The 5,133-nt window shown below is 69.8% G+C and carries 5 protein-coding genes; all 5 read right to left on the bottom strand.

From position 1 onward, the window contains the following. Positions 1-126 precede the first annotated feature (126 nt). From ACNPM4_RS16385 to ACNPM4_RS16365, 5 genes are read right to left on the bottom strand one after another with little or no spacing between them, the layout of a single operon-like run. On the bottom strand, positions 127-1,173 hold the full coding sequence (locus tag ACNPM4_RS16385) for a hydroxyacid dehydrogenase (RefSeq protein ID WP_448986387.1): 1,047 nt from the start codon (positions 1,171-1,173) through the stop codon (positions 127-129). Beyond that, a complete protein-coding gene (locus ACNPM4_RS16380; RefSeq protein WP_448986386.1) occupies positions 1,161-2,222 on the bottom strand; it encodes a dihydrodipicolinate synthase family protein in 1,062 nt (353 codons plus the stop codon). The genes ACNPM4_RS16385 and ACNPM4_RS16380 overlap by 13 nt, the downstream gene beginning before the upstream one ends. Then, positions 2,222-3,256 (bottom strand): NAD-dependent epimerase/dehydratase family protein, encoded by a 1,035-nt coding sequence (locus ACNPM4_RS16375; protein WP_448986385.1) that lies wholly within the window; start codon positions 3,254-3,256, stop codon positions 2,222-2,224. Before ACNPM4_RS16375 ends, ACNPM4_RS16380 begins: the two co-directional genes overlap by 1 nt. 19 nt (positions 3,257-3,275) lie before the next feature. Continuing rightward, entirely contained in the window at positions 3,276-4,193 is a 918-nt protein-coding gene (locus ACNPM4_RS16370; RefSeq protein WP_029263159.1) for a carbohydrate ABC transporter permease, read from the bottom strand. Continuing rightward, complete coding sequence (locus ACNPM4_RS16365; RefSeq protein ID WP_029263160.1) at positions 4,190-5,095, bottom strand: carbohydrate ABC transporter permease; 906 nt, start codon at positions 5,093-5,095, stop codon at positions 4,190-4,192. The genes ACNPM4_RS16370 and ACNPM4_RS16365 overlap by 4 nt, the downstream gene beginning before the upstream one ends. Positions 5,096-5,133: the final 38 nt, after the last annotated feature.

Here is a 5,133-nt window from a genome sequence, read left to right as displayed (position 1 = left end):
GCGAGCGGGGGCGTGAACGCCGTCGCCCACAGCGCCCCGAGCGCCTGCTGATCCGTGGCGCGGGCGGCACGGATCGTCGCCGCGCTCACGATGCCCGCGCGGCGGCCGCGCATCCCGCCGCCCCGCTCATGCCATCGAAGACAGCTGGTCGCGGGAGATGGTGTGAGCGAGGGCGCGCCCGGCCGCGAAGGCCTCGACCTCGTCGACGACGATCCGCCCCTGACGCAGACGTCCCTGGCTCGTGCCGGCCGCCCGGTGCGGGGTGACCAGCACGCCCGGCAGCGTGCGGAACGGACTGTCCGCGGCGAACGGCTCCTCGTCGAAGACGTCGATCGCCGCACTGAGACGGCCGCGCTCCAGCTCTTCGATCAGCGCGGCCTCGTCGACCAGCCACGACCGTGCCGTGTTCACGAGCCCCGCGCCGTCGCGCAGCAGCGCGAGTTCCCGGCGGCCGATCAGGTGATGCGTCTCGGGCAGGGTCGGCGCGTGCACGGCGACGATCTGCGCACGCCGCAGCGCCTCGTCGAGGGTGACCAGCTCGGCCCCGAGCCCCGCCGCGGCGGCCGCATCGAGAGTCGGGTCGACCAGCAGCGGCTCGGCCCCGAGCGCACGGATCAGTTCGAGATACGCCCGTCCCGTGCGCGAGGCTCCGATCACGGCGATGGGCGTGCCGAGGATCTCGCGCTGCACGCCCACGGCATCCGCGTCGTACCACCCATCGTCGGCGCGCAGGGCGTTGTGCATCTCGGGCACCCGGTGCAGCAGCGCGAGCGTGAACGTCAACGACACCTCGGCGACGGGCCGCGCCATGCCCGCACCCGCCTGGGTCACGACGACACCGCGATCGAACAGCGCATCCGTCGCGAAGGGCTTGATCGTGGCGCCGGTGTGCGCGATGAGTTCGAGCTTCGGCAGCGAGGCGAGCACGGCCGCGTCGAAGGGGCCGACGCCCCAGCTCGTGATCACGATGCGCGCCTCAGCGGGTTCCGCATCCGCCAACCGATCCACCCGGACGAACGACCCGCCCAGACCGGCGGCGACCGCACGCAGCCGCTCCGCGTCGTCACCCGAGAAGAACTCCGCGAAGAGCTCCTCGGAGACGACCGCGACCACGGTCGGCACCACCGTTCCCACGCTCGCCGCCGCGCTCATCGCAACGTTCATCTCAACCATGCCTCGAGGTTCTCGGCGATGAAGGCGTCGTCGTTCAGGTCGGGGTACGCGTGGCGCACCCGCTCGATCTCCTCCGCCTGGCCGGGCGACAGCCCCTCTGCGGGGTCGAGGCACCAGGTGCCGTCGAGCAGACCCTGCTGGCGGAGCATCTCGTGCACGCCCGCGATCACCCCGTGGAAGTCGTTGCCCGGGTCGAACACGGCCTGGTTGACGTCGACCATGTCGGAGGCGACGAGCCCCAGGTCGCGGTACGCCTTCTCGTCTCCGGCCATCGCGCGCTGCGCGCGTTCGAGCAGCGCGACCGCGGCACGCGTGCCGACCGCCCATTGGCCGAGCAGTCCGCCGACGAAGCGCAGCGTGCGCGGGCCGGACGGCGACTCCACGTGGAACTCGGAGAGCAGGTCGGCGACGATCGCGTCGTCGTTGCCGGTATAGAGCGCGATTTCGTCGGCGCGGCCCGAGGCAGCCACCCCGCGCACCAGCTCCAGCGTGCGGTACCGGTCGAAGGGCGCAGCCTTGACGGCGACGACGGCCGGGATCGACGCGAACTCGCGCCAGAACTCCCGGTCGAGCACGGGGCCGCCGATCGCGGTCTGCAGGTAGAAGCCGACCACCGGCAGCACCTCGCCCACGGCGCGGGCGCGTTCGAGCAGGGCCCGCTCGTCGGCGCCGGCCACGCGAGGACTCACCAGTACGGCGTCATAGCCCAGCCCGCGGGCGAGCTCGGCCTCGGCCACCGCCTGGGCGGTGCCACCGGCGACACCGGCGATGCGCACCACGTCGACACTCGCCCGTGCGTCCAGCTCCTCCGCGGCGAGCGCGAGGACGGGTTCGAACAGGGCGTGCTCGGGGTCGCGGATCTCGAACTGGGTCGTGTGCACCCCGACGGCGATGCCGCCGGCACCCGCGTCGAGGTAGTAGCGCGTGAGGGCCCGTTGGCGGCGCTCGTCGATGCGTCGCTCGGCGGTGAGCGCGAGCGGATGCGCCGGGATCACGGCACCGCGGGCGAGGGTGGCCGCGGCTTCCGGTCGCAGGGTGGGAACGGTCATCAGAACTTCCCGTCGCGGACGGCCCACTTGGTCGGCTTGGCGATCATCGGGAGGCCCTTCTCGATCCAGTCGGCCTGCAGCCCGATCAGGGTCTCGGCGGAGACGGCCGGGTAGCCGAACAGGGCCATGCACCGGCGGGCGTCGCTGAGCAGCGCGGTCGGCTGCGGCTCGTCGACGATCTCGACCTCGCGGTCGAAGAGGGTGCCGAAGCGCCGGGCGATCGACTCGACGCTCAGCAGCTCGGGACCGGTGAGGTTGATCGTGAACGGGGCGGTCGAGGCGTGCACGAGGCTGCGCAGCACGACCTCGTTCGCGTAGCCCTGCCAGATGACGTTGACGTTGGCGGTGGCGACCGAGACGGGCTGCCCGGCGTGCACGGCGCTGCCGATGTCGGCGAGCACGCCGTAGCGCAGGTCGACCGCGTAGTTGAGGCGGATGATCGCGACCTTGGTTCCGCGCTCCTGCGCCCCGAACTCGAACACGCGCTCGCGGCCGAGGCACGACTGCGCGTACTCGCCGATGGGTGCGGGCTGCACCTCTTCGGATGCTCCGCCCGAGGAGGCGGGCAGGAACGGGTAGATGTTGCCGGTGGAGAGCACCGAGATGGCGCTGTCGCGGTAGCGGCGGGCGACCCGGTCGGGCAGGGCGGCGTTGACCTCCCACGCCCACGAGGCGTTGGTGGCCGCCCCGAACTTCGCGCCGACCATGAACACCACGTTGGGAGCATCCGGGAGGGCTGCGAAGTCGTCGTTCTCGATCAGGTCGAACGGGACGACCTTCACGCCCGCGGCCTCGAGGCGCTCGCGGATCGCGGCATCGCCGAAGCGCGAGACGGCATACACCGCGTCGTCCTGGCGCCCGGCGGCATCCATTCCACGGCGCGCGAGCATCGCCAGGGTCGGGCCCATCTTGCCGCCCGCGCCGAGGATCACGAGGTCGCCCGCCCCGCGCGCGAGGTCGTCGATCAAGCCGGCGCTCGGTGTGGCGAGCGCCTCCTCGAGATCGGCCTCTGAAGTGAAACTGTGCTGAGTCATGTGGTGCTTTCCCTTCTTCTCAGCCCTTGATGCCCGTACCGGCCACGCCCTCCTGCACGTACCGCTGAGCGATGAGGTACGCGAGGAAGATGGGCAGCAGCGCCACGACGGAACCTGCGAGCATGGTGCTCAGCGGGACGTTCTGCTGCTGCAGCGACGAGATGCCGACGGTGAGTGTGAACATCGCGTTGGACTTCGCGATGATGAGCGGCCACAGGAAGTCGTTCCAGTGCCACAGGAAGACGAAGATGCCGAGGGTCGCCAGGATCGGCTTGCACAGCGGCAGCACGATCCGCAGGAAGATGCGGAACTCACCCGCACCGTCGATGCGGGCGGCTTCGAACAGCTCGTCCGGGAGGCCCGAGATGAACTGCCGCATCAGGAACACGGCCTGGGCGTTCGCGAGCGAGGGCAGGATCAGGCCCCAGTACGTGTCGACGCCGCCGAGGTTCGCCATGAGGATGAACGTCGGGATGAGGGTGACGTGGAACGGGACCATCACCATCGCGAGGAACGACCAGAACATCACCTCCTTGCCGCGGAAGCGCTTCTTGGCGAAGGCGTAGCCGGCGAGCGCCGAGAGGAACAGGACGGCGACGACCGAGACGAGCGAGTAGATGAGCGTGTTGCCGAGCCAGCCGAGGATGTTCTGCCCGGCGAGCACCTGCTCGTAGGCCTCGAACGAGATGTCCTGGAAGGGCAGCAGCGAGCCGGGGAGCTCGACGACCATGCCCGGCTTCAGGCTCAGTACGACCATCGCGTAGAAGGGGAAGAAGCTGAGGATGCCGGCCAGGCTCAGCCAGATCCATCGCCCGACGATCCCCCACCCGGTGGGCTGGAGCGCGCGGTAGGCGCGGCGCTGCTTGGTCGACATCTTCGGCGGCATCACCGGCGACTGCGTCGGCGGCTGTGTCGGAGGCTGCAACAGAGCGGTCATTTCTGCTTTCCGATCACCAGGCGCTGGATGAGCGCGACGACGAGGGTCATGATGAACAGGGCCACACCGATGGCGGCCGCGTAGCCGTAGTCGAAGTAGCGGAAGCCCTGGTCGTAGAGCATGTAGACGAGTGAGTAGCTGGCGTTCGCCGGACCACCCTGGGTCATCACGTAGATGACGTCGAAGACCTGGAACGCGGCGGTCGTCTCGATCACCGCGAGGAAGAAGAAGGTGGGGCGCAGCACCGGCATGATGATGTACCGGAACCGCTGCCAGGCGTTGGCCCCGTCGACCAGCGCGGCCTCTTCGAGCTCGCGCGGCACGTCCTGCAGCGCGGCGATGAGGATCATCATCCCGTAGCCGAATCGCGACCAGACGCCGACGACGACGATGGCCGGGATGACGAGCACGGTACTGCCCAGCCAGGAGCCGCCGAGACCCAGCGGGGTCATCAGTGCCGACCAGGGACCGTTGGCGGAGAAGATCCAGACGAAGATCGAGCCGGCCAGCACCAGCGAGGTGATGACGGGGAGGAAGAAGATCGAGCGGAAGAAGCGTGCGCCCCGGAAGGCGCGGCGCACGCCGAGCGCCATCACGGTGGAGAGCACGAGGGCGATCGGCACCGCGAACACCGTGTAGATCAGCGTGGTGCCCATCGCCCGCCAGAACAGCGGATCGGCGATCATGCGCTGGAAGTGGTCGAGCCCGCGCCACGAGATCTCGCCGGTGATGTCGTAGTCGAAGAAGCTCAGGGCGACGCCGACGATGCTGGGGCCGAAGCGGAAGGCGATGAAGAGGAGGAACGCGGGGAGCACGAACAGGAACGCGATGCGTGCCTCTCGCCGTGCGAGCACCCGTGCGACCCGCCCTGCGGGCCTCTTGGCCGTGGTTGCCGTCGTCATCAGTGATTCCTCACGTGGGGGAGTGAAGGGAACGGGGG

The organism is Microbacterium umsixpiens (assembly GCF_053543675.1).
This window is presented reverse-complemented; position numbering and strand designations above follow the sequence as displayed.

Coding starts and splice junctions, on each gene's coding strand:
- ACNPM4_RS16375 (WP_448986385.1), bottom strand. CDS start 3,256: ATGACTCAGCACAGTTTCACTTCAGAGGCCGATCTCGAGGAGGCGCTC.
- ACNPM4_RS16370 (WP_029263159.1), bottom strand. CDS start 4,193: ATGACCGCTCTGTTGCAGCCTCCGACACAGCCGCCGACGCAGTCGCCG.
- ACNPM4_RS16385 (WP_448986387.1), bottom strand. CDS start 1,173: ATGGTTGAGATGAACGTTGCGATGAGCGCGGCGGCGAGCGTGGGAACG.
- ACNPM4_RS16380 (WP_448986386.1), bottom strand. CDS start 2,222: ATGACCGTTCCCACCCTGCGACCGGAAGCCGCGGCCACCCTCGCCCGC.
- ACNPM4_RS16365 (WP_029263160.1), bottom strand. CDS start 5,095: ATGACGACGGCAACCACGGCCAAGAGGCCCGCAGGGCGGGTCGCACGG.